This is a genomic window from Candidatus Binatia bacterium (assembly GCA_036504975.1).
Taxonomy (GTDB): domain Bacteria; phylum Desulfobacterota; class Binatia; order UBA9968; family UBA9968; genus JAJPJQ01.
Genome location: DASXUF010000176.1, coordinates 1 through 22,980 on the forward strand (window position 1 = coordinate 1; position 22,980 = coordinate 22,980).

Genomic DNA, 22,980 nt, shown 5'->3' on the forward strand with positions numbered 1-22,980 from the left:
ATCGCGGAAGTGGTCGCCTAAACCTTGGTTGTCGGAGATGATGACGATCGCCGGATATTTTCCGGCGGCGCTAGGTCTGGACAGATACCCAAAGACGGTTCCCGCCTTGCCCGGATATTGTACCTCGCCGGATTTCAAAGCGGGGTCGTTTGGATCTGTAAAGGCGGCATGGGCCGACGGTGAGAGCAGCGAATCGATCAGGCTCGTCGCCGCAGCCATGCTCCCCGTCAAAATTACCGCCTTTTGAATAAACTCGCGGCGGCTGATTTTCCCGTCGCGGTATTCTTCGACAAGTTTTTTTATTTCCTCTGGCACGATTGCCTCCTTAACTCTCAAGATGCTTTTTAAAGAACTCCAGCGTCCTAGCCCAGGCCTCCTTCGCCGCTTCTTCGCGGTAACTTCGCGGGCTCGTATCGTTATTAAACGAATGCGGCGCACCGGCGTAAATCTTGTACTCGAAAGATTTACCGTATTTCTTCATCGCCTCGTCCAGTTTCGGCGCGCCCGACGTGACCCGTTCGTCCGCTCCGCCGTATTGACCCAACACGGGAGCTATAATGTTTTTGACGTCGTCAAGGTTCGACGGGTTGCTGCCGTAATAAATCACCGACGCCGCGAGATCTTTACTCCGCGTAGTGAACATCAGGGCCCGGCTGCCGCCCCAGCAGAAACCCACGACGCCGATTTTCGGGCGCACGAAATTTTGCGCCTTTAAAAAGTTAATCGCGCCGTTGAGATCCCTGACGATCGTATCGTCGTTTACTTTCCGGGTGCCCTCGGTAGCCGCCGCCGAAGACGGGAAAGAGGCCGTTCCACCTTGCCGCGACAACAGGTCAGGCGTCAGAGCGACATAGCCGGCCTTGGCGATGCGCCGGGCCACGTCGTGGATATGATCATCGATACCGGAGTTTCCGTGGATGACAATCACCGCGGGAAACTTTCCGTCTCCCTTCGGCCTGGTTAGGTAACCGCCGATCGCCGCGCCGTCTTCGGCGGCGAACTTGACATCCGAGGACGTGAGCGCCGGATCGTTGGGATCTACCTGGGCAGCATGGGCCGCGAGTGAGAGCAGCGAATCGATAAGACTGGTAGCCACGGCCAGGCTCCCGGTTAAGACCACAGCCTGTTGGATGAATTCCCTGCGGCTGATTCCGCCATCGCGATATTTCTGAATCAGCTCTTCCACGTTTGTAAGCATATCGCCTCTGTCGCCGGGTAGGTATCTCCACCTGCCTTAGAACTTAATCATGTCGATCCTGGTTAAGGTGACCCCTCTGGTAGCGGGGGAGTTCGCTATATGCCACGTTACATACTGCTCGATGTAGGTGCTCGGCGCCGACATTCCGTCCACAGGGACAATGACCTGAAAACCTCTCACCACGGCCCCGCCGGTCGTAGAGAGAACAGCCCCGTTAGCCCAGGTTCCCACGAGGATCACTGTCGTGATGCCTTTCTCTTTTAGGATCTTTTCCAGATCCGTTTTAAAAAACTTATCCGCATTCGATTCAACAATTGGTTCTCCCTCACGGGGGGCTACCTCTTTCCATATGTCGGCTGGTGTTGCTTTACCGCCCAAACTGTAGATGACAGATACCCCTTTGGCCCTAGCCTGGTTGACTAGGCCTTGGAGCTTAGGGACGGAACTGACACAGCGTGGAGTCCTCTCGGCGTTACAGATTGGCTTTACTATATCTAGGACGAGGAGCGCGGTAACTTTGGAGTCGATCGTTACCGGTTTCAACTCTGGCGCGTTAGGGGCCTTCACCGTCGGCCACTCATCCACGATAGTCTGAGCGAACGTATAAGTTTCGATGCCGGAACTGAAGAGGCATACTAAAACTACGCCGCCCGCGACAAAAACTGTCGGCAATGGAAACAGTCGCCAGCCTGACCGACCCTTGCAAAGATCCTCCCTCCGCCCCTGAATTTTTTCTTTCATCTTTCTCTCCGCTATAATCCTAAGAGCTGCTCGATCTTTGCTTGATCGAAACCGACTATTGCCGCCCCGTCTTCGGCGGCGAACTTGACATCCGAGGATGTGAGCGCCGGATCGTTGGGATCTACCTGGGCAGCATAACCCGCTGTGGAAAACAGCGAATCGAAGACTCGTAGCCACGGCCAGGCTCCCGGTTAAAAATGCCGCCTGCCGGATAAATTCCTGCCGCCTCATTTTGCCCGCGTGAAATTCTTGGACGAGTTGTCCTACAGTCTCACCCATCGCGGTCCTTCGACTCAATATTTGATCATGTCGGCCCTGGTGAGCGTCACCTGTTGTCCGACACCGGGAGCATTGGCCAGATGATACGCGGTGTACTGCTCGAAGTAGGTGTTTTCGGACGACATCCCGTCTACGGGCACGATAACTTTAAAGCCCCTATACGCGGCCTGGCTGCCCGTATTGAGAACCGCGCCGTGCGCGGCCGTCCCGGTGACGATCACCGTCTTGATGCCCTTGTCCTTGAGGATTTTTTCCAAATCGGTCCCCAAAAATTTGTCCGCCATCGCCTTGACCATAGGTTCGCTCCCGAGCGGCGCCACCTCTTTAAGAATGTCGGCCGGCGTCGACGAGGTCGTTACACTGTAGATGACCGTTGCTTTGTTGGACCGGGCCTGTTTCAACAAGCCTTGCACCTTCGGGGCCGATGCCACGCAGCGAGGCCGACGCTCGTTGTTGCAGCCCTGTTTTACGAAGTCGAGGACGAGCAGCGCGGTCGTCTTCGCGTCGAGCGTCACCGGCTTTAGCTCCGGCGCAGCGGGCGGCTTGACCGTACCCCATTCATCGATGATCGTCTGCGCCGAGCCGCACGCCGCGATGATCAGCAGGCTCATAACGCTAACGGCAATAGCAAGATACCTTTTTCCAGCATCCATTGTCGCCTCCTCTAGAGTCCTAGAAGCTTCTGAAGCTTTTCCACATCGAAGCCGACCACCGCTTCGCCGTCGATCAAAGTCACCGGCGTGCTCTGAAATCCCAGCGCCAACAGCTCTTTCAGCGCCGCGGGGTCCTCGCGCACGTTCTTGTCCACGAAGGAGATTCCCTTTTGAGAAAGAAACTCTTTCTCTCGGTGACAGGGCCCTCATCCCGGCTGGGTGAAAACCACGACTACTTTCGCCATTAATTCCTCCTTCAAATCCCGCGGCCGGTTACTGGGAAAAAAGCCTAGCCTTTGAACGGATTCAAGTCAATTCCCAAAACGGGTGGCCGCCGACCGCCTCGCGCGGGACGAGGCTTGCGCTTTAAAAAGAACCATCGCTCTGTTAGCCTTTCAGCCTAACGTTCTCTCGATAACGAGACGGCATGGCCAATTTCCGTACAAGCCTAAGACAGAAAAGGCGGCAGATCGCCGGCCTGCTCCTTCCCGCGCTTCTGCTCACGTTTTTTTTCGTCCTCGGCGGACGGACCAACGAGATTCCGACTACAGTCCCGGAGTCCTCAACCGGCGAGGAGCTGGCGCGGCACGTTCGCGCGCTGGCTTCGGAGGAAATGATGGGAAGAGGCGTCGATACTCCGGGAATCGCCTTGGCCAGGGATTACATCGCGCAGGAATTCAAAAGCTACGGCCTCTTTCCCGGCGGCGACAACGGCAGTTACTTCCAGCGGCTGGACGTGGTCACGGGCGTCGAAGTGAAAGAGCCGAGCGCCGCGGCACTGGATAAGGGCGCCGACTTGAAGCTCACCACGGACTGGATTCCGCTGGGCTTTTCCGATTCAGGGACGGTCGAAGCGGGCCTCGTCTTCGCCGGCTATGGCATCACCGCCAAGGACTACGTCTACGACGACTACGCGGGCATCGACGTCAAAGGCCGGATCGTGCTCGTGCTGCGCTACGAGCCGCCGCCGAAGAACGGCAACAGCCCGTTTCGTAAGCTTCCCGAGGCGTCGAGATACGCCACGCTGCAAGCCAAGGCCGCCAACGCCCGCGAGCACGGTGCCGCCGGTCTCATCCTGGTGGATTTTTCGCCCAAGCAGGGACAAAACGAGCTGCTGTCGCTCCGTCGCAGCTTGGGACGGAGCCAAGACGATCTGATCGCCGTGCAGGTCAGGCGCGAGGTGGTCGAGCGGCGGCTCGCAGCCGAAGGGCTGTCGCTGGCCGAGCTGAAAGACAAAATCGACCGCGACGAAAAACCCGCATCCGTCACCATCCCCGCCGTACGCGCTTCCCTGACCGTGAAGCTCGGGAAGATCACCCGGCCGAGCGACAACGTGGTCGCCGTTCTCCCCGGCGCCGACCCCAAATTGAAGCAGGAGAATATCGTCATCGGCGCGCACTACGACCATATCGGCTTGGGCTACTTCGGCACCGGCAGCTCGAAGACCGAAGGCCAAATCCATCACGGCGCCGACGACAACGCCTCGGGGACCGCCGTGATGATGAGCGTGGCGGCGAGGCTCGGCCGGATGGGCGAGCGGCCGCCGCGGACCATCGTCTTCGTCGCTTTTACGGGCGAAGAGCTGGGGCTGCGCGGGTCGAGATACTTCGTCGATCATCCGCCTTTTCCCACCGCCTCGACCAGGGCGATGATCAATCTGGATATGGTGGGCCGGATGAAAGACGATCAGGTCACGGCCGCCTCCGTGGACAGCGCCAAGGAGTTCCGCGCGCTCGTCGGCCGCGCCGCCGAAGGGCTCAAGGTCACGATGAGACCGGGAGGCGGAAGCAGCGACCACGTCTCTTTCCACAGAAAGGAAATCCCCGCCTTACACTTCACGACCGGCATTCACCCAGACTATCACCGTCCCTCGGATACCTGGGAAAAGCTGAATATCCAGGGGATGGCGAAGATCAACGATATGTTGTTCAAGCTCGCAAGAGAAATCGCCGCCGCCAAAGAAGGATTCACGTTTGTCAAAGTTCCTTCGACCCGGGACGGCTAGCCCCACTTCTCGCCGCCGGGCTCGAGATCTTTGATGATTACCCTGCCCTTCTCGATGACGAAGTCGAAGGTCCAGGGAGGCCGGGGCGCGGGACCGGCAAGCACTTTCCCGTTTTGCGCGGGATCGAAGATACTCTGGTGGCACGTGCACACGAGCATGGGATGGGGAAACTCTTCCGGCGACAGCGGATAGGGCACGTCCTGGCGCTGCCGGTAAAAATTGATCGGGCAGCCCTCGTGAGGGCAAATGCGGCTCACCGCGTAGAGGTTGTCTTTGAGCCCGAGCCGTTTTCCGATCGCATCGGGCAGTTTGATGAGATACCCCGGAAACGCGCTGGGTTGAAGACCGCGATGAGTCTTGATCCGCTTCGTGAACTCGAACTCGACAAACGACCAAGGGACGGCCAAATCTTTGAGCGGGACGGCCAGCGGCGCTTGGGCCGCGGCGTAGGCGCGCGCTTTGCCGAAAAACGAAAAGGGCAGGAACAAGCCCGCCCTCAATAGATAGCCGACGAATCTCCTTCGCTTCACAGCCCCCGTTCCCCGGGCCGCACCGGATGCTCGCTGCTCAAACCGCCGGGATTTCCGGGCGCCCAACTCGAGACCGCGGGATCGACTCCGGTGACGATGATATCGTTTCCCTTGATCTCGAAGTCGAATTTCCAGAGCGCCAGCTTCGCCTCGCTGCCTTTGATGGGTTCCGCTCCCTTGGCGGCGTCGAAGAGACTTCGGTGGCAGGGACAGTAAAAGACCGGGTGGGTAACCTTTTTACCGGTCATTCCTTCGATATCGGCCGCATCGGAAATAAAAGCGGTCTTGCAGCGCTGGTGCGTGCAGTACAGATTGACGACCTCGAATTTTTCCTTTGCGCCCGCGCCGCGCTGCCGGGCCAGGTCGTCGGGCAAGCGGACGACCAATCCGGGCAGATATTCTTCCCTGACCGTATCGCCTTTCGTGTCCTTGCCCTTGACCTTTACGAAGTACTCAAAGGAGGCGGTGCTCCACGGCTTGTCCAACTGAGAAACGCTCGCGACCTTAAATTTGGTCCCGGCGCCGGCGGCCTGGGCATCCGATTTCACGAGCCGGCTCACGACCCCCTCCAGAAACCTGACAAAGGGCAAAGCCAAAAACAGCTTCAGCAGCGTTCGTCTGCCGAGAACCTTCAAAACTCCGGCCATGGAGATCTCCCCTTTTGCTTTTTTGCTTTTTTACTTTTTTACTTTTATTTACTCCAGCCGGACGAGTTTGCTGTTGCCGTTATCCGCGTACCAGACGTAGCCCTCCGGATCGACCACGATGTTGCGGACGCGGCTTCTTCTCAGCGGCATGGGCCATTCGGTCCATTTTCCCGTCTTGGGCTCGAACCGGCTCACCTGATTGCTGATGTATTCGGCGACATAGAGAACGCCGGCGCCATCGGACGCGAGAGCGTAGGTGCCGCTCTGCGGCGACGAAGGCGGGACGAACTCTTTCATCTCTAAAGTCTTGGGATGGATGTAGCCGATCTTGTGGGCGTTCCACGCCGCGTACCAAATTTTTCCCTCGGGATCCAGCGTCAATCTGCGCGGTCCCGATTTGGGCGTCGGCGTCTTATGCTCTGTGATCGTGCCCGTTTTGGTATCCAGCTTCCCGACGAACTCGCTTCCGACCGCCGCAAACCAAAGATTGCCGTCCAAATCGACTTGGATACCGTAGGGGCTGGCTCTCCTCGTCTGCGTCATGAATTCCCAGGTCTGTCCGGTCTTGGGATCGAGCTTGACGATGGAGCTCAACCATTGGTTGCTGGCGTAGAGAAAGCCGTCCTTTCCCATCATCGGCGTATGAATTCTCCCGACGCCGCCTTGCGCCCCTTCCCGCGTCCCTCCGGGCGGCACCGGGAAGTCGGTGATCATGCCGCTCTTGGGATCCAGGCGCCCGATCTTGTCCTTCCCGGCCTGCGTAAACCAGACGATTCCGTCCTTATCGACGGTAATCCCGTGCGGCTGCGCCTCGGGTGTCGGAATCAGATACTCGATATACTCTTTCTTCCGGGGATCGAATTTGCCGACTCGATTGGCGCCGATCTCGACAAACCAAATATTGCCCTGGCTGTCGGCCGCCAAACAATGGGGGGCCGCGTAGTCCCGCGGCAGATCGAAAACCGTGTATTTGCCCTTGATCTGGCGCGCGCCGGGCCGAAACCCAATGAAAGAATCGGCGCCGTTGGCGTAGACATCCGCGGCGAGCCCGAACAGGGCCAAGCACAGCGCGGCCATAAACCCGCAACTCATTTTGCAAGAATACATGGACACCTCGCTTTCCTACGGTTGGCCCGGGGATTCCGATGCGATTCTAGGGGCGCGCGAACGGCTCTGTCAACCGCGCGCCGCCACTTTCGTATGGCGGGCGAATCGGAGCTATGGTATGGATGAACCATACATCTCCGAACCTAAGGAGGCATCAGCGTCATGATCAAGCTGTATCATTTCCCGCAGTCCAGCAACTCGCGCAAAGTGCGGATCGCGCTGATCGAGAAGGGGCTGGAGTTCGAGCGCGTCCTGATCGACCTAACGAAGAAGGAGCAAAAAAATCCCGATTACCTGAAAATCCACCCGTTCGGCCAGGTGCCGGCGCTGGACGACGAAGGCTTCATCGTTTACGACTCCACGATCATCAACGAGTACCTCGAGGACGAGTATCCCTATCCCCCGCTGCTGCCCAAGGACTCCGATGGCCGGGCCCGGGCGCGGACGATGGAAGATCTGCGGGACAACTATTTCAACCCCGCGGCGGGCCAGATCAACCGGGAAATGCGCAAGCCGGAGGGCGAGCGCAACCAGCAGGCGATCGACGCCGGCAAGGCGGAGATCTTCAAGTGCTTCGACAGGATCGAAAAAGAGCTGCAAGGAAAAGAATGCCTCGCGGGAGAGTTCAGCCTCGCCGACGTCGCCTTCATGCCCAACCTGGACGCGTTGGAGCGCCTCAACATCACGCTCGATCCCAAATACAAAAACACACTGGCCTGGATCGCCCGGCTCAAGGCCCGGCCGAGCTGGGCGGGCTCGGCACAATGAGAAAAGTTTCGGGTTTCGAGTTTCGAGTTTCGGGTTTTAACCAAACCAGCAAGCGTTAAAGCGACAGCTGATGTCGTGGAATATCGTCCTCGCTTGGCTGGTTCACCTTTATACCGCCTCCGGCGTCGTTCTAGCTCTGCTCTCGATTTTTTTGATCGAACGAGCCGACTTTCAAAACGCCTTCCGGCTCATGGCCTTGGCCGTCGTGATCGACGCCAGCGATGGAACCTTGGCCCGCGCCGCGCGCGTCAAAGAACGGATACCCTGGTTCGACGGCGACCGGCTCGAAGACATCATCGATTATCTGAACTACGTCCTCGTCCCCTGCCTGCTCCTCATTCGCGCCGGCCTGCTGCCCGAGCGCGACGCGCTGTGGCTCGCTGCGGTTCCCATGCTGGCGAGCGCCTACGGCTTTTGCCAGAAGGAGGCCAAGACCGCGGACCATTTTTTTCTCGGCTTTCCCTCCTACTGGAACATCGTCGCCTTGTATTTGTACGCCATTGAGACGCCGCTCTGGGTCAACGGCTTTCTCATTCTCGCCCTCTCCGTCCTCGTTTTTGTCCCGATCAAATACGTCTACCCGAGCCGGAGCCCGGCTTTTCGGGGCCTCACGATCGCGCTGGGAATCGTCTGGGGGGTTCTGATGCTCGCGACGATTCATTATCTTCCCACGCCGCCGCGCCTCGTCGTGTTTTCTTCGCTGCTTTTCCCCGCGTATTATACGGCGTTGTCTTTCTGGCTCGCCGCGCGGCGAGCCCCGGGCAAGCGGAAATGAATTGACCCTCTGGCCCGCTATCGGGTATCATTGCGAATCAGAGCTGGACGCGGACACCGGTCGCTCCGCGGGCGAACCGCCTCCGGGCAGTTCAAGGGCTGCAGGTCGGCTCGCGCATAGACCGCATGAGGTGAAAGTGAAGAAAGAGACTCCGGAGACCACCCAACGTACGGCGAAACTTGGCGAGCTGCTGGTGCAGGAAGGCTTGATCACCGCCAAGCAGTTGGAAGAAGCCGTAGCCGTTCAGAAAAAGCAACAGATCTACATGCCGCTGGGCGAGATCTGCGTCGATCTCAAGTTCATCACCCGAGACCAGCTCAAAAAAACCTTAGGCACGAATCAAAACCGCATCGCGTTGGGAGAGCTCTTGACGAATCTGGGCCTGGTCACTCCGGAACAGGTTCGCGACGCTCTCAAGCAACAGAAAGTCAGCCGGAAAAAAATCGGCCAGATCCTGGTCGAGAAGGGATATCTCACGAACAACGCGCTGATCAGCGCGCTCAACCTGCAGCTCGGCGTCCCCAAGATCACGCCGCACCCGAGCTTGATCGACAAGAGCCTGCTCAGAGGCGTCAACGAGACGTTTCTCCGGAAGAACGAGGCCTTGCCGGCCTTCAAACAGGGGGGCGAGCTGACCGTCCTCATGGCCGATCCCTTGAACCAGGCCGCCATCGCCGACCTGGAAAAATTCTTCGGCTGCAAGATCCAGCCGGCGATCGCCTCCGCCGACGAAATTCAAAACGCCATCAGCCAGTGCTTTCGGGTAGATCTGAAAACCGGCCTTTCGACGTCGGAGGCGCAGAAAGACCTCGTCATCGGACAGACCGACGTCTCGACCGAGTCGGGTGACACGACCGTCGGCATCGTCAACTACGTCATCTCCGACGGTTTCCGGGAGCGGGCGAGCGATATCCACATCGAGGCGCAGGAAAAGGGGCTTCGCGTCCGCTACCGCATCGACGGCGTCCTTTATCACAAGACCGATCTGCCGCTGTTTCTTGCGCCGCCCGTGATCTCTCGCATCAAAGTCCTCTGCGGGCTCGACATCGCGGAAAAGCGGCGGCACCAGGACGGCCGCATCGAGGCCAAGGTCATGGGCAAGGAGATCGATCTGCGGGTCTCCACTTACGCGGCGGTCTACGGTGAAAGCATCGTGATCCGCATCCTGCAACGCCAGACCAACCTGATCGATCTCGACCTGCTGGGATTCAATCCCGCCAATCGCCTCAGGTACGCAGAGCTATTGGACCAACCGTCGGGCATCATGCTGGCGACCGGACCTACGGGCAGCGGCAAGACGACCACGCTTTACGCATCGCTCAACTACCTGAACAACATGTTTCGCAAGATCATCACCGTCGAAGACCCGGTGGAGTTCACCCTCGACGGCATCGTCCAGGGGAATCTCGATCCGAAGCTGGGCCTTTCCTACTCGGACTTTCTCAAGTCGATGATGCGCCAGGACCCGGACGTCCTCATGGTGGGCGAAATCCGCGACCGCGAAGGGGCGGAAGCCGTCATCCAGGCGGCGCTGACCGGCCACAAGGTGCTCACCACCTTTCACACCGACGACACGACCGGCGCCCTGCTCAGGCTGCTCGACATCGGCATCGACCCCTTCCTGATCGCTTCGACCGTTTCTGCCGTGGTCAGTCAACGCCTGGTGCGGGTGCTGTGCCAGAACTGCCGGCAGCCGTTCGTCCCGCGCCAGGAGATGATCGCCTCGTTCCTCGTCGATCTCCGCGGCGTGGAGTCGTTCACCTTCTATCAGCCCAAGGGCTGCATGCATTGCAACGGCACCGGATTCAAGGGGCGCGTCGCCCTGCACGAGCTTCTGGTCGTCAACGACGCCATCCGCGAGGCCGTCATGAGCCGCAAGACCTCCACGCAGATTCGACTGATCGCGCGCGACCAGGCCCATCTCATCTCCATGCGCGAGGACGGCTTTTACAAGGCCACGCAGGGCGTGACCACGCTGGAGGAGGTCGTGCGCATGGTGTTTCATCAGGAAAGCGACGCGCTGTCCGCTCGCCCTCTCGACGAGGTCATCGCCCTCTGCGAAGGAAAGGCGCCGCCGGAGGCGCGCCCTTCGAGAAAAACGGAATACAAAGTCATCGAGAGAGCGCCGTTGGAAAACGTGCCCGTTCAGGTCTTCACGAGCGACTCGGCTTCCGGCGCGCTGGAAGGCGAATCGTATCGCATCCGTTTCGACGCCAACACGGTCGAATCGGAGACCGAGCGAATCGCGGACTTCTTCGAGGCCTACCGAAAGATCAAGCAGGAGTTGGGGGAGACGATCGACGGCGAATATTTGGGCGATTTCGCTGATTTCATCATCGACACCGTAAAACGGTTGAGGACGTCCGAAGGCGCGGAGTTCGCCGAGTTCTCGCTCCACGTCAGGGACAACACAGACCGGATTTTCGTCGAAACGCTGCTGCCGCAGAAGGACCCCACGCCGTCGCCGCGGTCGAGCCGTGAGGCGGGTATGCGGCAGGTCGGCTATTTGAAATAGAGGATAGAATGGCCATGGCGGCAAAGAAACTGCGGTCGGAGAAAACCTCGCCGGCAAAAGCGCCGTTGGGATCGAGAAAGATCGAGGAGGTCGATTTTCACGAGTATCTCAAAAACAAAAAAGAGCGGCGCTACATCGAGGAAATCGGCGTTGCGGAGTACTTAAAAAAGAAACGGCAGCCCGCCGCTCCTTAGAGCCGATAGCCGCGTCCGCCGACGATTATTTTGCGCTCCGTCATCTTTTTGCCATTTGCACAGAGTTCCGCTACTATGCGTCGGTAATGGGCCGCTTGAAGAAACCCGCATCCCTGACGTTTCTGCTCGTGACGGCCGCGGCTCTCGGCGCCTACCTCTTCATTCGTTCGGCGTCGCACGGACTGGGCGCCGCCGCTCAAGCGCGCGCTCCGAAATATATTTTTATTTTTCTCGCCGACGGCGCCGGCATCGCCGGCATGGAAGCCGCCCGCATGTACAACCGCGTCGTCAACAACGAAGGGCTGAACATACCCGACAAGATCATCAAGGAGGGATCGCTGGGTCTCATCACCGTCCACCCGGCGGATTCTCTCACGACCGACTCCGCGGCGGCCGCGACGGCGATGGCCTCCGGCTGCAAGGCGAAGATCGGTGCCCTCGGCATCTGCGCCGACGGCAGGGTGCCCAAGACGGTCATGGAGATCGCCAAGGACAGGGGCATGCGCATAGGGCTGGTGACGACCGCGGCCATTTACGACGCCAGCCCGGCGGCCTTTACCGGCCACGTCTCCGACCGGAAGTTTTTCAGCCTGATCGTCGATCAGTACCTCCGCGCGGGACCGGATCTTCTTTTGGGCGGCGGGCGCGACCAGTTTATTGCGCAGAACCAGCCGGGGAGCGGCCGCAAGGACGACCGCGACATGATCGACGCCTTTGCCAAGCAGGGCTACGTCTACGCCTCCGACAAAAAGGAGCTTTCCCGCTCCAAAGGGAAAAAGCTGTTGGGGCTTTTCGCTCCGCAGGAGATGAGCTTCGAGCTCGACCGCGACAAGGACAAGGAGCCGTCTTTATCAGAGATGACCGAGACCGCGATCCGCTTTCTCGAAGAGAACAACCGCCGCGGCTTCATGGTCTTCATCGAAAACGAGAATACGGATGCCGCCGGCCATATGACCGACGTCGCGTCGGTGATCCACGCCTATCGGGAGTTCGACCGCGCCGTCGGGTTGGCTTACGAGTTTTACCGCAAGCACCCGCGCGAGACGCTCATCCTGGCGACTTCGGACCACGACAGCGGCGGGCTCGGCTTCACGTTGGCCCTGGAAGAGCCTTCGGGCCGTCACGCGAAGCGCGTGGCCGCCACCGTGGCGGATTTCCATAAGATCGCTTCGATCTCGATCTCGCTCAAAAAAGCCGCCGAGATCCTCGGGCCCGACCCGACTTCGGACGGAGTCGATCGCCTGATGAAAGAGCGCTTCAATGGATTCACGCTGGCGCCGGACTTGAAAAAAATGCTCCTCGCCAAGCAACTGCCGGGGCGGAACATCTATACGGACCCGGTCGCCAACACGCTCGGCATGATGGTGGCCAACAATACGCAGGCGTACTGGGGCGCGTCGGGGCACACGAGCCAGCCGGTATTCGTCGCGGCCCTGGGCGTCGGCTCGGAGTTGTTCCGCGGCTATCAGGACAATACCGACTTCGCCAAACATCTCTTCACCCTCCTCAGGGAAAAAAATTCGGAATAGCGCGATCCCGCACCCGAGCCGCGGACATTTTGCTTCCTCACTAGCTTGCGGTGTCCCGAGACAGACTATAGGATGTTATCCGATTTACCTCGAACGCGAAGGACGTATGGCCAATCCGGGCGGCGACGGAAACGATCGAATCGGCGTATTGGTCGGTGGCGGACCGGCCCCTGGAATCAACGGAGTCATCAGCGCGCTCACCTTAGAAGCGCGCAATCGCGACCGCCAGGTCCTCGGCATATACGACGGCTTCCAGTGGCTCATGGCGGGCGACACGGAAAGAGTGAAGCTGCTGGACCACGACGACGTGTCGCGGATTCACTTCCAGGGCGGCTCCATTTTAAATACTTCGCGGGCCAACCCGACGAAAAAACCCGAGCACCTCGAAGCGGTTTTGGCCTCTCTCAGACAGTTGGGAATCGGCTGCCTCGCCACTATAGGCGGCGACGACACGATGTTCGCCGCCAGCCAGTTGGCCAAGCGCGCCGCCGGAAGCATCCGAATCTGCCACGTGCCGAAGACCATCGACAACGACCTCCCGCTCCCCGGCGACATTCCCACGTTCGGTTTCGAGACCGCGCGCGAGCTGGGCTTCCGCCTGGTGCATAACCTGATGGAAGATTCGCGCGCCACGAAGCGCTGGTATTTCGTCGTCGTCATGGGCCGCTCCGCCGGCCACCTCGCGCTCGGCATCGGCAAAGCGGCCGGCGCGACCCTCACCGTTATCCCCGAAGAGTTCGAAGGGCAGGTGCGGCTCGAGACGCTGTGCGATCTGCTCGAAGGGGCGATTTTAAAGCGCAAGGCGCTCTGGGGAAGGCTCGACGGCGTAGCCTTGATCGCCGAGGGCTTGCTGGAGCGCCTCACCCCCGAGGAGATGACCGCCATCGAAGGGGTGCGCATCACGCGCGACGACTACGGCCATCTGCGTCTCGCCGAGATGGACCTCGCGTTCATATTGAAAACCCAGGTGGAGCGCCGCTTTGTCGAACGGGGCGAGCGCATCAGCATCACGCACAAGAACATCGGTTACGAGGTGCGCTGCGCGCCGCCGCTGGCGTTCGATTGCGAATACGTGCGCGCCTTGGGCTACGGCGCGGCGGAGTTTCTCCTGAGCCCGAGCCCGGAGGCGGCCCGGGTCCACGGCGCTTTGGTCTGTCTCGACAACGGCAAGCTTCGCTACTTGAACTTCGACGAGCTGCTCGACCCGCACACGGGCAGGACCAAGGTCCGCCTCGTGGACGTCGGCAAACCCTCTTACAAGGTCGCGCGGGAATACATGATTCGTCTCGAGCGGGAAGACTTCGACAGCCCGGAGAAGCTCGGCGCTCTGGCCGAGGCCGCGTCCACCGGCAACGGAAGCTTGAGCCCCGAACAGTTTCAAAAAAAATTCCGCTACCTGGTGACGGAGATCCGAGGAGGGATTTAACATGACGGCGCGAGTCGCAATCAACGGTTTCGGCAGGATCGGCCGGCTGTGTCTTCGCGGGATGCTCGAGCGGCACAAAGATAATTTGTCCGTCGTGGCGGTGAACGATATGGCCGATCCGGCGACCAACGCCCATTTGTTTCAATATGATACCAACTACGGTCCCTTCGCCGGTTCGGTGGAGGCCGGAGAAGGCACGATCAGGATCGACGGCCGAGAGATCCGCGTGTTGAACCACAAGGATCCCTCTCAACTTCCCTGGAAACAGCTCGGCGTCGATATCGTCATAGAATCAACCGGAATCTTCACCGACGCGAAGAAGGCCCGCGCCCACCTTGAAGCCGGCGCCAAGAAGACGATCATCACCGCGCCGGCGAGCAACGAAGACATCACTCTGGTGCTCGGCGTGAACGATTCCAGGTACGAGCCCAAAAAGCATCACATCGTCTCCAACGCCTCGTGCACGACGAATTGCCTCGCGCCGGTGGCCAAGATCCTGCACGATACCTTCGGCATCGAAAGAGGCCTGATGACCACGACCCACGCGTACACGAACGACCAGCGCATCCTGGATCTGATCCATCCGGATTTGCGCCGCGCCCGGGCCGGCGCGATGAACATCATTCCGACCTCTACCGGCGCCGCCAAGGCGATCGGCCTAGTCCTCCCGGAGCTCAAGGGCAAGCTTCACGGACTTTCGCTCCGGGTGCCCACTGCCACCGTGTCGATCGTCGATCTGGTCGCGGACCTGAAAAAATCAGCCTCGGAAGACGAAATCAACGCGGCCCTCAAGGAAGCCTCGGAGAACCGCCTCAAAGGCCTTCTCGCTTACTGCGACAAGCCGCTGGTTTCGAGCGATTTCCGCGGCCATCCCGCCTCATCGATCGTCGATGCGCTGTCAACGACCGTCTTAGAGGGGAAAATGGTCAAGGTCCTGGCGTGGTACGACAACGAGTGGGGTTATAGTTGCAGAGTGGGCGACCTGGCGGCGTTCATGGCCCGGGCCGGCAACGCGGGCGGCGGCTAAAGATTTCATGACGCCGGGATAAATTTGTAACTCGATGATTTTTATGCCCCGCGTCACCGCGCATCTGGTTTTCATCGCAGCCTGGGCCCTCGGCGAGAGTCTTATTTCCGCTCAGCCCGCAGCGCTCGATAACGATTTGTCCCCGACCGTCGCGTATCTCATCGACTTTGTCGCCAACTCCGACGTCACCTTCATCCGCAACGGCAAAGCCCATACTTCCAGGGAAGCCGCCAAGCACATGCGGGACAAGTACGGCCATTTCAAGAAAGAGGTCAAGACGCCGGAAGATTTCATTCGTCTGGCGGCCAGCAAAAGCGAGATCTCCGGACAGCCGTACCTCGTGAGGACCAAAGACGGAAAAGAGATAAAAGCCGCCGAATGGCTCGGCAAGGCTCTCAACGAATACCGGCAGCAGAACGTCTCGAACCAAAGATGATTTATAGTTCGGGCAGGACCACTTGTTAGGCCGACGGCGGAAGTTTAACCCTGACTGATCTTTCTGTACTCGCCCGCGCTTCTTCCCTAAGATCAATGATCCGGTGTAATCGACTTTCCTCGTTACGATCCGGTCCGGCGGCGATATGGGGTTGCGCGGAACAGTGATGACACGGCGCAAGTAGAGGAACGACCAGGACTCTATCGCGCGTAAGGCGCCGCAGCGTAAACTTTTCTTTGCACGCGCGGCAGCGCAGAATAACCGTCCACGTGGTTGTAGCGTCAGCCATGTGGACCTTATTATGCCGAGCGGAAAATTAATTTCCTATTGGGTGTTTCCCTTAATTCCCTTCAGGTATTTCCCTGGTTCGCCTCGACTAATCGACGTAAACGTGAGCGCCGAACGGGTGCACGCCGACGCCCGCGCCGTAGCCCCCCACGCCGACGCTCGCCGAGACGCATCCTGATACAAGCAACAAACCCAGAAGAAGTGGGACAGCAAGCAACTTGGCCTTTTTCATTGCTTCACCTCCTCTTGAAGAAACTTATTCATCGCACTCTTACTTTTCCAACAGGAATCGAATCGATCAACCCGAGTGAATACCCGAACAAGGTTAAGCGTCCCGGGCGCGAATCCAGTTAACACGACTCAGGTGAAAACCCGTATTGCTTTCTTGTGTGAAACACCCGATAGAAGTTTTAGCTTTTCCGTCTTAATATCCAACAACCGGCATGACAAGCACGAGAACATGGACGGTCGTTCTCCGCTGCTACGTGTGCAGCGGGAAATTTACCCTGCGTCATCTCACCCTCGAAAGAGTTTTGACGCTCACGCTCGTTACTCCTTGCCCTCATTGCGCCGCGCGCCCTTGGATCGCCAGTGGATCTTACTCCGACGAACATAGCACTGTGCATCGGATATTCGACCTTCGGGAAGAAACGGACGCAACGTACAGAAAATCCCCGAATGCCGACACGTGGCACTTCGCTCAGAGTTGCTCTCGCTGGCCCAGCGGCGATTACCTGGAGCTGGACCTCCTGCCGAGCGTCGGCGAGCTGTGCAACGAATGCAGAGCCCTAAAGGGCAAACACGGCAATAGCTGACCGGAGCCTAATAAAGCATCCTTACCGACGCCTATTGCCACGCGCCTTTTGCCTTTTTCCCGACCTTGACTTTTCTCCCCTTCTGCCGCGATAATTCCGTGAGTTAAATTTAGGATCGCGCACGCGTCATGCCTCGCATTAAGTTGAGCTTCATTTCCGGAACCAACGAACGGGTCGCGCCGCTTATCGACGGCACGGTCCAACCCGAAGGCGTCGAGCTGCTCGTCACGCTTTCGGACCCGTCGGAAACCTTCTGGCGCCAGCTCAAGTTTCAGGAGTTCGAAATTTCGGAGATGTCGCTCTCCTCTTATCTCATCGCCAAGTCGCGCGGCTTCGACATGATCGCCCTGCCCGTCTTTCCTTCCCGGCGCTTCATGCACATGCAGCTCTCCTACAACGTCGATTCCGGCGTCAAGCAGCCAAGCGACCTCGTCGGCAAGCGAATCGGCGTCGGCGAATACCAGCAGACCGCCGCGCTCTGGGACCGCGGCATCCTGGAGCACGATTTCGGCGTGTCGCAATACAAAGTCCACTGGTACATGGAGCGGACCGAGGAGCTGAGCCACGGCGGCGCGACCGGCTTCACGCCGCCCAAGGGGATCTCTTTCAACCGGATTCCGCCCGATAAAAGTCTCGCCTCGATGCTCGTCGCCAACGAGATCGATGCCGCGCCGGTGCACCGGGCGTTGCAAAAAGGCAGCAACATTATCGACCGCTCGACGCAGATTCGCGCGGCCGGCGGCGACTGGAGCAAGATCAAGCCGCTGTTTCCCGACGCGATCGCCGAGGGCGAGCGCTTCTTCAAAGCGCACGGCTACATTCCGGCGAATCACGCCTACGTCATTCGCGGCGACGTCCACCGGCAACACCCGTGGCTCGCCTTCAATCTCTACAAGGCGTTCGTCAAGGCGAAGGAGATCGCCCAGGAAAAGCTCGCCGAGAGCATTCCTTCCGGCCTGATCTTCGCCACGGAGTATCTGAAGACGACGAGAAAAATATTCGGCGCCGACCCCTTTCCCTACGGCGTCAAGCCCAACCGGGAGATGCTGCAAACGATCATCGATTATTCGCACGAGCAAGGCTTGACGCCCGAAAAGCACAAGATCGAAGACCTGTTCGCGCCCAGCACGCTCGACGTTTGACCGGCGGCGATGATTCCGAAGAGAGCGCTCGTATCCGTCGCGGCAAGTTTTCTTGCCGTCTTATTCGCGGCTCGCGCGAGCGGGGCCGCGGCGGCGGACGCATCCTGGAAGCAGGCATGGGACGAGACGGTCACGGCGGCGCGCAAAGAAGCGGCGCTCTCGGTCTATTTCTGGCAGGGCGGCAATCTCGAAAAAGCCATTCAAGCCTTTCAGCAAAAATTTCCCGAAATCCGGCTCAACGCCGTCGGCGGGCGCGGCTCGGCTTTTTTCAACCGGATCGTCACCGAGCTGCGCGCCGGCAAACACCTGGTCGATATTTGCATCTGCGGCGTCACCTCGCCCTACGAAGTGCTCCACAAGCAAGCCGGCGCGCTCGATGCGATCAAGGACGCGTTGATGTTGCCCGAGGTGGCCGACGCGTCGAAATGGTGGCAAGGCAGGCACCACTATCAAGATCCGGAAGGCCGGTATATTTTCGTCTACTGGGGAAGAGCGGCGGCGACGCGCGTTTCTTACCATACGAAACTTGTTAATCCGGCGGAATTCACTTCGTATCGGGACATTCTCAATCCGAAATGGAAAGGTAAAATCGTCGCGATCGAGCCGACGGAATCCGCCGGCGGCTGGCGCGCGCTGTATTACAAACCCGGAGTCGGTCCGGAATTTTTGCGGCGGCTCTTCGCCGAGATGGACGTGATCTTCAGCCGCGACGACCGGCAGGCGACGGATTGGCTGGCGACGGGCAAGGCGGCGCTCGGTCTGTTCCTCCGGGACGTGCCCGAAGCGAAGAAGCAGGGGCTTCCGGTCGATGAGTTCAAAGATTCCAACTTTAAAGAAGCGGCGAGCTTGGACAGCGGACCGAACGGGACGATCGCGATGATGAAGCAGGCGCCGCATCCCAACGCGGCGAAAGTTTTCGTCAACTGGTTTTTATCTCGCGAGGGACAGATCGCCTACCAGGAGATCATGAATACGGCCCTGGACCAGGTCGAGTCGATGCGCGAAGATATTCCCAAAGACCCGGTGCCTCCCGAATACCGGCGCCGGCCCGGCGTCGAATACGTGCCGATGTTCACACCGGACCGGATGGACCCCGCGCCGATCGTAAAACTTTTCAAAGAGACGGTGAAACAGAAGTAGCGTCGAGGAGAGCGGAATGCTGAGCAAGAAAGAAAACGAAAGGTTGGCGCGGGTCGGGCCGGGAACGCCGGCGGGCGAATTGCTGCGCCGCTACTGGCACCCGATCGCGGTCGCCGCCGAGCTTGACGGACGGCCGCCGAGACACGTCAGAATGCTCGGCGAAGATCTCGTGCTTTACAAAGGCGACGGCGGTTACGGTCTCCTGGCGGCGCGCTGCGCGCACCGCGGCGCGTCGCTCGCCTACGGCCGCATCGAGGGCGATAACATCCGCTGTCCGTATCACGGCTGGATGTACGCGCGCGACGGGAAATGCGTCGAGCAGCCGGCCGAGCCGGGCAACAGCACGTACAAAGACCGCGTCCGGCAGACGGCGTATCCCGTGCAAAAATTGGCCGGCCTGCTTTTCGCCTACATGGGCCCCAAGCCCGCCCCACTGCTTCCCGCTTACGACGTGCTGGTACGCAAGGACGGCGAGCGGCGGATCGTCGTGCTGCCGCAGCTCGACTGCAACTGGCTCCAGCCGATGGAAAACTCGGTCGATCCGACGCACACCCATTATCTTCACGGTGTCGGAAAAGGGAAGCCGGTGCACGGCGAGCGGCAGGCGGAGATAAAAAAATACGAGTTCGAAGTCTTCGATTACGGCATCATGAAAAAGCGCCTGGCCGCCAATGGCGACGGAGAACTTTCAGTGGTTAACCAGCATCCGCTGGTTTTTCCCAACATGCTCCGGCAATGCCATGGGCGCGAGCACTACTTGCAATACCGCGTGCCGGTGGACGACACGCACACGCTTTTTTTCGAAATCTATTTTCTCGAATCCAAAAACAGAGCGGCGATCGATCAGCCGGAGGATCCGCCGGTGAATCACGCGGCGCCGGCCAAAACACCGGACGGAGTTTACAAGATGGAAAAGGTCTGGATGCAGGACTACATGGCGTGGGAGACGGCGGGGCCGATCTACGAGCGCAGCCGCGAGCATCTCGCGACGGCGGACCGGGGCATTCTGCTCTATCGCAAGATGCTCAAGGCGGAGATCGACAAAGTAAGGCGCGGCAAGGACCCGATGGGCGTCATGAGAGACGCGAGCAAGAACCGCCTGATCGCGTTTCATACTATTACCGACAGCAAGCGGGAAGTAGGACGGGGCAGGTAGTTTTTAATCCGTCATTCCTCCGAAAGCGAGTCCTCGGAGCGCAAGTCTTCGGTCGCGGCCGATAGGTCACTACCATGAGCCGAACCTTTCCTATTCGGACGTCCGCGACCTCTCCCTCGCGCCCCTCGGCCTCGCCGGGAAAGTTGCCGCCCGGTCGGAGGCGGATTCCCTCACCCCTACCCTCTCCCTCTGGGAGAGGGCGAGGGTTAGGGAGTCCTGCGTTGAGAACTGATGTCTGACAATCGAGAGCTTTCGGGATTTACCTGTGGCTGAATTCCCATTCTTCTCCGGGCCCAAACCCCGCATCATCGGCCACCGTGGCGCCGCGGGAGAGGCGCCGGAAAATACACTTCCTTCTTTCCTGCGGGCGCTCGCAGATGGCGCCGGTTTTGTCGAGCTTGACGTTCGCGGCACCGCGGACGGCGAGGCTGTCATTATGCACGACGAGACGGTGGACCGAACGACCGACGGCTGCGGGGCGGTGGACCAGCTCAGTCTTGCAGACCTTAAACAGCTCGATGCCGGTTACCGCTTTACCAAGGACGCGGGGGCGACGTATCCTTATCGCGGTCAGCGGATCGAGATTCCGACTCTGGCGGAGTTTTTCTCCTTCCTTCCCGAAGCCAGGGCCATCGTTGAAATCAAGCAGTCGACGCCATCGATAGTTGAGCGAGTCATCGAGGCCGTGCGTCAAGCCGGCAAGGAGCGGGATGTCCTGCTTGCGACCGAGGAAGACCGGATCATGACGGAAATCCGCGCGGAGCTCGGCAAAAACGATGTGCCGATGGCCACGGGTTTTTGCTACGGAGAGGTGGCGGGGTTCGTGACATGGCTGGAAAGAGGCTCGGCGGAAACGTATCGTCCTCCCGGACAGGCGATGCAGTTACCGCGCGAGTTCCAAGGCCGGACCCTGGTTAGCGCCGAGACCGTCCATGCCGCGCACACGATTGGCGTCGAGATGTTCGTCTGGACCATCAACGGCCTCGACGAGATGGCGTGCTTGTTGTCTCTCGGGGTGGACGGGATCATTACCGATTATCCGGGCCGCCTGCGGGCGCTCGTGGCGGCGCCGTAAAAAAATCCTTTTTCTCAGGCTCAAAATAAGTACACTAGGGTCCGCATGGACATAGCAACCCCCGGTCGCGGGACGCTCAACAAAAAGCAGATGATCACCGTCCTGCAATGGCTGGTGACCATCGGCGCATCCTACCTGATGCTCTTCAACAAAGGAGAGGTCGTCGGCGACACCTGGTCGTTCGGCTTGATCGCTCTCTTCTTGATCGCTACGTTGGTATTGTACCGCCTTCCCGACGAGCTTTTCCACCATCGTTACTTCGACGTGACATTCCTTATCGTGGACACCGCTTTCATCTCGGCTGCGATCTATCAGAATCGCGGCGGCCCATGGGACTTGTTTCTGCTCTACTTTTTTGTCCTTTTTCTAGCGGCGGCCGGCGGCGGCCAGATGAGAGTCGTTCTCGGGTTTATCGTCATCTGCCTGGTCTATCTCGGCTTCCTGCTGCGCGAGGGCAAGGGGATCGCCGAGCTCGGCTCCGATTTTTTTATCCGGATCGCCTTTCTCTTCGGCATCTCCATCCTTTACGGCTACCTGTCGGAAAACGCCACCAAGGAGAAAGTCCGCGCGGAAAGCGCGGAGCAGAAGGAGCGCGTGAAGATGGACCTGGTCTCGGCGCTGGCGCATGACATCAAAAACCCGTTGGGCGTCATCATGAATTACGCGGAAATTTTGAAGGATCAGCTCGCCGGCCGCACCGAAGATCGCGGCAAGATCGACATTCTCGACCGCGTGCAGGACAACGCCCAAAGAATCGTCACCCTGGTCACCGGTTTTCTCGATGCCAGCAAGGCAGAGGCCGGCAAGCTCGAAATAGCTCGAGGTCCGGTCTCCGTGAACCATCTGCTCGACGTCGTCGCCCGCCATCAGGAATCCGATGTGGCGAAAAAAAAGCTCATTCTAAGGATGGATCTCGATAATAATCTGCCCGAACTCCTTGGCGACAATTCCCAGCTCGAACGAGTTTTCTGGAACCTGCTCGGCAACGCGATCAAATTCACTCCGGCGGGCGGCAAGATCACCGTCACGTCCAGACGAGACGACGGCCATATCTGTGTGAGCTTCCGCGATACGGGGATCGGCATTCCGCCCAACGAGCTGCCGCTGCTGTTCTCGCAATTCAAACGTTTGAAGGGGTCGGCCAAGATCGAAGGGACGGGCCTCGGCCTCTTCATCGTCAAGACGATCGTCGAGGCGCACAAGGGAACCGTACAGGTCGAGAGCCTGGACGGCCAAGGATCCACCTTCACCGTGCGCGTTCCGATCCGCGCTTGATTTGTCATTGCAATTCGATGGACGACGAGTCCGATAAGATTGACGCGCTGATCGCGTCTCTGGAACAATCCGATAAGCGAGCGGTGCGTAAGTCCGTGGACGCGCTGATCTCGAGGGCGAACAGCGCCCCCGCCGTCGCCGCAAAGCTTCGCGGCGCGCTGGACCGGGCGCCGGCGGAGAAACGCTGGCCCATCGCCTATGTCCTTGGGCACGTATCTCCCCTCTCGCCGCCGTGCCTCGAAGCGCTCCTGAACGCGCT

23 protein-coding genes and 1 pseudogene are annotated in these 22,980 nt (G+C 59.4%); 15 read left to right on the top strand and 9 right to left on the bottom strand.

Going from position 1 to position 22,980, the window contains the following annotated elements:
• The 5 genes and pseudogenes from VGL70_21770 to VGL70_21790 all read right to left on the bottom strand — a co-directional run.
• Positions 1–315 (bottom strand): dienelactone hydrolase family protein (locus VGL70_21770; protein ID HEY3306158.1); only part of this gene is annotated, 315 nt, incomplete at its 3' end.
• A gap of 10 nt (positions 316–325) precedes the next feature.
• Positions 326–1,198, bottom strand: coding sequence for a dienelactone hydrolase family protein (locus VGL70_21775; GenBank protein ID HEY3306159.1), 873 nt, complete (start codon positions 1,196–1,198; stop codon positions 326–328).
• Between the two features lie 36 nt (positions 1,199–1,234).
• The gene (locus tag VGL70_21780; GenBank protein HEY3306160.1) at positions 1,235–1,939 is read right to left on the bottom strand and encodes a cysteine hydrolase; all 705 of its coding nucleotides are present in this window, start codon (positions 1,937–1,939) and stop codon (positions 1,235–1,237) included.
• Positions 1,940–2,232: 293 nt separating this feature from the next.
• Positions 2,233–2,871 (bottom strand): cysteine hydrolase, encoded by a 639-nt coding sequence (locus VGL70_21785; protein ID HEY3306161.1) that lies wholly within the window; start codon positions 2,869–2,871, stop codon positions 2,233–2,235.
• A gap of 11 nt (positions 2,872–2,882) precedes the next feature.
• Positions 2,883–3,062: pseudogene (locus tag VGL70_21790) on the bottom strand (glutaredoxin domain-containing protein).
• 236 nt (positions 3,063–3,298) lie between these two features.
• On the opposite strand from VGL70_21790, the gene VGL70_21795 reads away from it, so the two are divergent.
• A complete protein-coding gene (locus VGL70_21795) occupies positions 3,299–4,876 on the top strand; it encodes a M20/M25/M40 family metallo-hydrolase (protein ID HEY3306162.1) in 1,578 nt (525 codons plus the stop codon).
• On the opposite strand, the gene VGL70_21800 is transcribed toward VGL70_21795, so the two are convergent.
• The 3 genes from VGL70_21800 to VGL70_21810 are packed head-to-tail and all read right to left on the bottom strand — an operon-like array spanning position 4,873 to position 7,130.
• On the bottom strand, positions 4,873–5,406 hold the full coding sequence (locus tag VGL70_21800; GenBank protein ID HEY3306163.1) for a Rieske (2Fe-2S) protein: 534 nt from the start codon (positions 5,404–5,406) through the stop codon (positions 4,873–4,875). The genes VGL70_21795 and VGL70_21800 overlap by 4 nt on opposite strands.
• Positions 5,403–6,053 (bottom strand): Rieske 2Fe-2S domain-containing protein, encoded by a 651-nt coding sequence (locus VGL70_21805; GenBank protein ID HEY3306164.1) that lies wholly within the window; start codon positions 6,051–6,053, stop codon positions 5,403–5,405. The genes VGL70_21800 and VGL70_21805 overlap by 4 nt, the downstream gene beginning before the upstream one ends.
• Positions 6,054–6,101: 48 nt before the next feature.
• The gene (locus VGL70_21810) at positions 6,102–7,130 is read right to left on the bottom strand and encodes a hypothetical protein (GenBank protein ID HEY3306165.1); all 1,029 of its coding nucleotides are present in this window, start codon (positions 7,128–7,130) and stop codon (positions 6,102–6,104) included.
• A gap of 192 nt (positions 7,131–7,322) precedes the next feature.
• On the opposite strand from VGL70_21810, the gene VGL70_21815 reads away from it, so the two are divergent.
• The 8 genes from VGL70_21815 to VGL70_21850 all read left to right on the top strand — a co-directional run bounded on the left by VGL70_21815 (position 7,323) and on the right by VGL70_21850 (position 15,830).
• Positions 7,323–7,928: a glutathione S-transferase family protein gene (locus tag VGL70_21815; GenBank protein HEY3306166.1), complete on the top strand. Its 606-nt coding sequence runs from the start codon at positions 7,323–7,325 to the stop codon at positions 7,926–7,928.
• A 70-nt stretch (positions 7,929–7,998) separates the two neighbouring features.
• Positions 7,999–8,703: a CDP-diacylglycerol O-phosphatidyltransferase gene (locus tag VGL70_21820; GenBank protein ID HEY3306167.1), complete on the top strand. Its 705-nt coding sequence runs from the start codon at positions 7,999–8,001 to the stop codon at positions 8,701–8,703.
• A 136-nt stretch (positions 8,704–8,839) separates the two neighbouring features.
• Positions 8,840–11,218 (top strand): ATPase, T2SS/T4P/T4SS family, encoded by a 2,379-nt coding sequence (locus VGL70_21825; protein HEY3306168.1) that lies wholly within the window; start codon positions 8,840–8,842, stop codon positions 11,216–11,218.
• A gap of 14 nt (positions 11,219–11,232) precedes the next feature.
• Positions 11,233–11,412, top strand: a complete 180-nt coding sequence (locus VGL70_21830; protein ID HEY3306169.1) for a hypothetical protein — start codon at positions 11,233–11,235, stop codon at positions 11,410–11,412.
• Between the two features lie 86 nt (positions 11,413–11,498).
• Complete coding sequence (locus tag VGL70_21835; protein ID HEY3306170.1) at positions 11,499–12,941, top strand: alkaline phosphatase; 1,443 nt, start codon at positions 11,499–11,501, stop codon at positions 12,939–12,941.
• 106 nt (positions 12,942–13,047) lie between these two features.
• Entirely contained in the window at positions 13,048–14,367 is a 1,320-nt protein-coding gene (gene pfp / locus VGL70_21840; GenBank protein HEY3306171.1) for a diphosphate--fructose-6-phosphate 1-phosphotransferase, read from the top strand.
• Between the two features lies 1 nt (position 14,368).
• A complete protein-coding gene (gene gap / locus VGL70_21845) occupies positions 14,369–15,394 on the top strand; it encodes a type I glyceraldehyde-3-phosphate dehydrogenase (protein ID HEY3306172.1) in 1,026 nt (341 codons plus the stop codon).
• Between the two features lie 43 nt (positions 15,395–15,437).
• A complete protein-coding gene (locus VGL70_21850; GenBank protein HEY3306173.1) occupies positions 15,438–15,830 on the top strand; it encodes a DUF5329 family protein in 393 nt (130 codons plus the stop codon).
• Positions 15,831–16,206: 376 nt separating this feature from the next.
• Here VGL70_21850 and VGL70_21855 read toward each other — a convergent pair whose 3' ends face one another.
• A complete protein-coding gene (locus tag VGL70_21855) occupies positions 16,207–16,350 on the bottom strand; it encodes a hypothetical protein (protein ID HEY3306174.1) in 144 nt (47 codons plus the stop codon).
• Positions 16,351–17,061: 711 nt separating this feature from the next.
• Here VGL70_21855 and VGL70_21860 point away from each other — a divergent pair.
• The 6 genes from VGL70_21860 to VGL70_21885 all read left to right on the top strand — a co-directional run.
• Positions 17,062–18,075 carry a hypothetical protein gene (locus tag VGL70_21860; protein HEY3306175.1) on the top strand — a complete coding sequence of 338 codons (1,014 nt, stop codon included), beginning with the start codon at positions 17,062–17,064 and terminating at the stop codon, positions 18,073–18,075.
• A gap of 9 nt (positions 18,076–18,084) precedes the next feature.
• Positions 18,085–19,215 carry an extracellular solute-binding protein gene (locus VGL70_21865; GenBank protein ID HEY3306176.1) on the top strand — a complete coding sequence of 377 codons (1,131 nt, stop codon included), beginning with the start codon at positions 18,085–18,087 and terminating at the stop codon, positions 19,213–19,215.
• A 16-nt stretch (positions 19,216–19,231) separates the two neighbouring features.
• Positions 19,232–20,371, top strand: a complete 1,140-nt coding sequence (locus VGL70_21870) for a Rieske 2Fe-2S domain-containing protein (protein ID HEY3306177.1) — start codon at positions 19,232–19,234, stop codon at positions 20,369–20,371.
• Between the two features lie 265 nt (positions 20,372–20,636).
• Entirely contained in the window at positions 20,637–21,446 is an 810-nt protein-coding gene (locus VGL70_21875; GenBank protein HEY3306178.1) for a glycerophosphodiester phosphodiesterase, read from the top strand.
• Between the two features lie 45 nt (positions 21,447–21,491).
• Positions 21,492–22,721: a HAMP domain-containing sensor histidine kinase gene (locus tag VGL70_21880; protein ID HEY3306179.1), complete on the top strand. Its 1,230-nt coding sequence runs from the start codon at positions 21,492–21,494 to the stop codon at positions 22,719–22,721.
• Positions 22,722–22,738: 17 nt separating this feature from the next.
• The coding region (locus VGL70_21885; protein ID HEY3306180.1) for a hypothetical protein at positions 22,739–22,980 on the top strand (242 nt) is incomplete at its 3' end.

Bases quoted from the DNA above. Each gene is read 5' to 3' on its own strand.
- VGL70_21835 (HEY3306170.1), top strand. From the start codon at position 11,499: ATGGGCCGCTTGAAGAAACCCGCATCCCTGACGTTTCTGCTCGTGACG.
- VGL70_21805 (HEY3306164.1), bottom strand. From the start codon at position 6,053: ATGGCCGGAGTTTTGAAGGTTCTCGGCAGACGAACGCTGCTGAAGCTG.
- VGL70_21880 (HEY3306179.1), top strand. From the start codon at position 21,492: ATGGACATAGCAACCCCCGGTCGCGGGACGCTCAACAAAAAGCAGATG.
- VGL70_21850 (HEY3306173.1), top strand. From the start codon at position 15,438: ATGCCCCGCGTCACCGCGCATCTGGTTTTCATCGCAGCCTGGGCCCTC.
- VGL70_21795 (HEY3306162.1), top strand. From the start codon at position 3,299: ATGGCCAATTTCCGTACAAGCCTAAGACAGAAAAGGCGGCAGATCGCC.
- VGL70_21860 (HEY3306175.1), top strand. From the start codon at position 17,062: ATGCCTCGCATTAAGTTGAGCTTCATTTCCGGAACCAACGAACGGGTC.
- pfp (HEY3306171.1), top strand. From the start codon at position 13,048: ATGGCCAATCCGGGCGGCGACGGAAACGATCGAATCGGCGTATTGGTC.
- VGL70_21820 (HEY3306167.1), top strand. From the start codon at position 7,999: ATGTCGTGGAATATCGTCCTCGCTTGGCTGGTTCACCTTTATACCGCC.
- VGL70_21870 (HEY3306177.1), top strand. From the start codon at position 19,232: ATGCTGAGCAAGAAAGAAAACGAAAGGTTGGCGCGGGTCGGGCCGGGA.
- VGL70_21775 (HEY3306159.1), bottom strand. From the start codon at position 1,198: ATGCTTACAAACGTGGAAGAGCTGATTCAGAAATATCGCGATGGCGGA.
- VGL70_21815 (HEY3306166.1), top strand. From the start codon at position 7,323: ATGATCAAGCTGTATCATTTCCCGCAGTCCAGCAACTCGCGCAAAGTG.
- VGL70_21855 (HEY3306174.1), bottom strand. From the start codon at position 16,350: ATGAAAAAGGCCAAGTTGCTTGCTGTCCCACTTCTTCTGGGTTTGTTG.
- VGL70_21810 (HEY3306165.1), bottom strand. From the start codon at position 7,130: ATGGCCGCGCTGTGCTTGGCCCTGTTCGGGCTCGCCGCGGATGTCTAC.
- VGL70_21865 (HEY3306176.1), top strand. From the start codon at position 18,085: ATGATTCCGAAGAGAGCGCTCGTATCCGTCGCGGCAAGTTTTCTTGCC.
- VGL70_21780 (HEY3306160.1), bottom strand. From the start codon at position 1,939: ATGAAAGAAAAAATTCAGGGGCGGAGGGAGGATCTTTGCAAGGGTCGG.
- VGL70_21785 (HEY3306161.1), bottom strand. From the start codon at position 2,871: ATGGATGCTGGAAAAAGGTATCTTGCTATTGCCGTTAGCGTTATGAGC.
- gap (HEY3306172.1), top strand. From the start codon at position 14,369: ATGACGGCGCGAGTCGCAATCAACGGTTTCGGCAGGATCGGCCGGCTG.
- VGL70_21830 (HEY3306169.1), top strand. From the start codon at position 11,233: ATGGCGGCAAAGAAACTGCGGTCGGAGAAAACCTCGCCGGCAAAAGCG.